The 4,014-nt window shown below is 64.5% G+C and carries 3 protein-coding genes; all 3 read left to right on the forward strand.

The features are described 5' to 3' along the window. Positions 1-613, forward strand: a 613-nt coding sequence (locus JF66_RS12930) for an AAA family ATPase (protein WP_035878786.1), incomplete at its 5' end; no start/stop codon positions are given. Positions 614-822: 209 nt separating this feature from the next. Next, complete coding sequence (locus tag JF66_RS12935) at positions 823-1,341, forward strand: amino-acid N-acetyltransferase (RefSeq protein WP_035878791.1); 519 nt, start codon at positions 823-825, stop codon at positions 1,339-1,341. 135 nt (positions 1,342-1,476) lie between these two features. Then, a partial coding sequence (locus JF66_RS12940; protein ID WP_035878795.1) for an ExeM/NucH family extracellular endonuclease occupies positions 1,477-4,014 on the forward strand: 2,538 nt, incomplete at its 3' end.

Genomic DNA, 4,014 nt, shown 5'->3' on the forward strand with positions numbered 1-4,014 from the left:
TCTGGAAGAGGGCCGATTGACGGATGGCCAGGGTCGCGTCGTCGACTTCAAGAACACGGTCATCATCATGACGACCAACCTCGGCACCAAGGACATCTCGGGTGGCCCCGTCGGTTTCCAGCTTGAGGGCGACTCGACCACCGGGTACGAGCGCATGGCCGGCAAGGTGAAAGACGAGCTGAAGAAGCACTTCAAGCCCGAGTTCCTCAACCGCGTCGACGAGGTCATCGTCTTCCCGCAGCTGACGAAGCCCGAGCTGCTTCAGATCGTCGACCTCTTCATCAAGCGACTGGGCGTTCGCCTGCTCGACCGCGACATGACGGTTGAACTCACGATCGCGGCCAAGGAACACCTGATCGAGGTGGGCTTCGACCCGACACTCGGAGCGCGTCCGTTGCGTCGGGCCATCCAGCGCGAGGTTGAGGATCGTCTGTCGGAGAAGATCCTGCAGGGCGAGCTCAACGCGGGCGACCACGTTCACGTCGACTTCGTCGACGGCAAGTTCGTCTTCGTGACCACGTCTCGCGCAGAGGCTGTGGGCGTGGGCGTGAACACCTCGGCAAGCGTGGGCACGGGTCCGGCTACGCCCGACCTGGCTATCACGAGCGACTAGCACTCGGAACCACCAGCACGACGAAAGGCCCGGCAGACATTCTGCCGGGCCTTTCGTCGTCCCGCCGCCTGCCTGCCGCTGCTCGGCGGCCTGTCCATGGCGAATTCGGGGGATTGTGGCCGCGCGCGGCGGACGAGGGCGGAACGACGCGGCACAATCCCTAGACTGGAGTTTTCTTCCTGAACCAGCAACGAGAGAGGCCCGACCCTGTGAGCAAACCTGAGTACACCGTGCGTCGTGCCCGCACGAGCGACGTGCCCGGCATCCAGACGCTCGTCGAGCCCCTGGTGCAGCAGCGCATCCTGCTCGGCAAAGATCTCGTCGTGTTCTATGAGGCGGTGCAGGAGTTTCGCGTGGCCGAGGATTCTGCCGGCAACCTGGTCGGCTGCGGTGCCGTTCACGTGATCTGGGAGGACCTCGGGGAGGTGCGTACTCTTGCCGTGGATGGCGGCTGGCTCGGACGGGGAGTGGGTCACGCGCTGCTCGAACGCCTCGAAATTGACGCCAGAGAACTCGGCCTCAGCCGACTGTTCTGCCTAACATTCGAGGTGCCGTTTTTCAGCCGGAACGGGTTCGTCGATATGGGCACAGAGACGGTGGATCCGGCCGTCTATGCGGAACTCGTGCGTTCCCACGATGAGGGCGTCGCGGAGTTTCTCGACCTCGCACGCGTCAAGCCGAATACCCTCGGCAATACCCGCATGGTCAAGGCGGTCACTGGCTCGTAGGCCCCAACCTGAGCAGGATTCACTTTCTGATCAGGCGCTCATGTGAGCAAAGTTTGTCGAGTTAACCTAATCGACACCTCCGCTGGATAGTGTGCAAAACACCAGTTGTGGCTTTGCAAACTCATAGGGGATCCAATGAAACATCCGTCCAGGAGCGTCTCGACGCTCGTTTCCGCGGCAGTCCTGGGGGTCAGCCTGGTGGCCGCTCCACTGGTTGCCCTGCCCGCCGCGGCCAGCACCGACGGCACCGGCGTGATCATCAATGAGGCCTACCTTCAGGGGGGCAGCGCCGGAGCCACGTACCTCAACAAGTTCGTGGAGCTCTACAACCCCACGTCTTCCGATGCGTCGCTGGACGGCACATCCATTCAGTACCGGTCCTCGGGCGGTTCCTCGAACCCCACAGGAACGATCGCCCTGTCGGGCACGATCAAAGCCGGCGGCTACTACCTGGTTCAGGGCAGCTCGAACGCCGCCAATGGTGCAGCGCTTCCGACCCCCGACGCGTCCTTCGGCACGTCCTTCGCCGGCGGATCGGGAACCATCTTCTTCGCCAACCAGGCCGCAACACTGACCGCACCGCCCGTCGGCTCGATCGTCGGCAACCCGGCGATCATCGATCTGCTCGGTTATGGCACCTCCAATACGTATGAGGGCACGGCGTCCACCTCGGCATCCGTCACGACCTCGGTCAACCGCACGGGCTTTGCGGACACCGACGTCAACGCGGCCGACTTCACAACCGCCGCCCCGACCCCCACCAACACGGCCGGCGAGACCGCCGCACCGGTTGAACCGGCGCCGACCGACACCCCGGCCCCCACCGACACTCCGGCGCCCACGGACACCCCTGCTCCGACCGACACTCCCGCGCCGACCGATGTGACGCCGATCAGCGCGATCCAGGGCACGACGGATACGAGCCCCTTCGTCGGTGCCACGGTGAAGACCGAGGGAATCGTCACGGCCGCGTACCCGACCGGCGGCTTCAGCGGGTTCTACCTGCAGACCGCCGGCACGGGCGGCATGATCGACCTGGGTACGCACACCGCGTCTGACGGCCTGTTCGTGTACACGGGCAGCCTCGCCGCATCCGTTGCTGTGGGCGACTACCTGTCGGTGACCGGAAACATCACCGAGTACTACGGCCTGACCGAACTGAACGTGACGGCGCTCGGCAACATCGCCCCGCTCGATGCGACCGGCATCGTCAGCCCGACTCCGGCCACCGTCTCGCTTCCCGGCACGGATGCCCAGCGCGAGTCGCTCGAGGGCATGGTGATTGCGCCGCAGGGCGACTTCACCGTGACGACCAACTACACAACCAACCAGTACGCCGAGATCGGCCTCGCTGCCGGCACGACGCCACTGGTCAACCCCACCGTGACTTCCCGTCCCGGATCGGCCGAGTACACGGCGGCGATCGCCGACAACGCGGCACGTGCCGTCACCCTCGATGATGGTGCGAGCACGAACTACCTCTCGAGCAGCAACCAGGGAACACCGGTTCCGTACCTCACCGCGGCCGACCCGCTGCGCATCGGTGCCGCCGTGACCTTCACCACCCCGGTGATCCTCGACTACCGCAACACCACCTGGAAGTTCCAGCCCACTCAGGCGCTCACGGCGGCAAATGCCGAGACTGTTCAGCCGGCCACGTTCTCCAATACCCGCACCGCGGCTCCCCGGGACGTGGGTGGCGATGTTCGCCTCGCGAGCTTCAACGTACTGAACTACTTCTCCACCGTCGGAGATTCGATCCCCGGATGCTCCTACTACAACGACCGGGCCGGAAACCCGATCACCGTACGCAGTGGATGCGACGCCCGCGGCGCCGCCAACACCGTCAACTTCGAACGCCAGCAGGCCAAGATCGTCGCGGCCATCGACGCGCTCGATGCCGACGTCGTGTCGCTCGAAGAGATCGAGAACTCCGCCGCATTCGGCAAGGTTCGCGACGACGCCCTCTCCAACCTGGTCAAGGCGCTCAACGCCGCGGCCGGCAGCACCGTGTGGGCCTATGTAGCCTCCCCGACGGATCTTCCCGCGACCGAAGACGTCATCCGCACCGCCTTCATCTACAAGGTCGGAACGGTCGAAACCGTGGGAGGGTCGAAGATCCTCACCGGTTCCGCGGCCTTCAGCAACGCACGCCAGCCACTCGCCCAGGCCTTCCAGCTGGTCGGCGACAGCGGCAGCACCTTCCTTGCCATCGTGAACCACTTCAAGTCGAAGGGTTCAGGCACCGGCGTCGACGCCGACATGAACGACGGTCAGGGTGCCTCGAACGCCTCTCGGGTGAATCAGGCCACGGCCCTCGTGGACTTCGCCAACGGGCTCAAGACCAGCACGGGCATCGACCGGGTATTCCTCACGGGTGACTTCAACGCCTACGACCAAGAGGACCCGATCAAGGTGATCACCGACGCCGGCTTCATCAACCAGGAGGCCAAGAGCGGCGAGTACACCTACGCCTACGGTGGCACGGTCGGCTCGCTCGACCACGTGTTCGCTTCTCCCGAAGCGGATGCCACGGTCAACGATGTCGACGTCTGGAACATCAACTCGGTTGAATCGGTCGCGCTTGAGTACAGCCGCTTCAACAACAACGTGACGAACTTCTACGAGGCCGACGCGTTCCGTTCCTCCGACCATGACCCGGTTCTGCTGGGA

The organism is Cryobacterium sp. MLB-32 (genome assembly GCF_000738085.1).
Taxonomy (GTDB): domain Bacteria; phylum Actinomycetota; class Actinomycetes; order Actinomycetales; family Microbacteriaceae; genus Cryobacterium.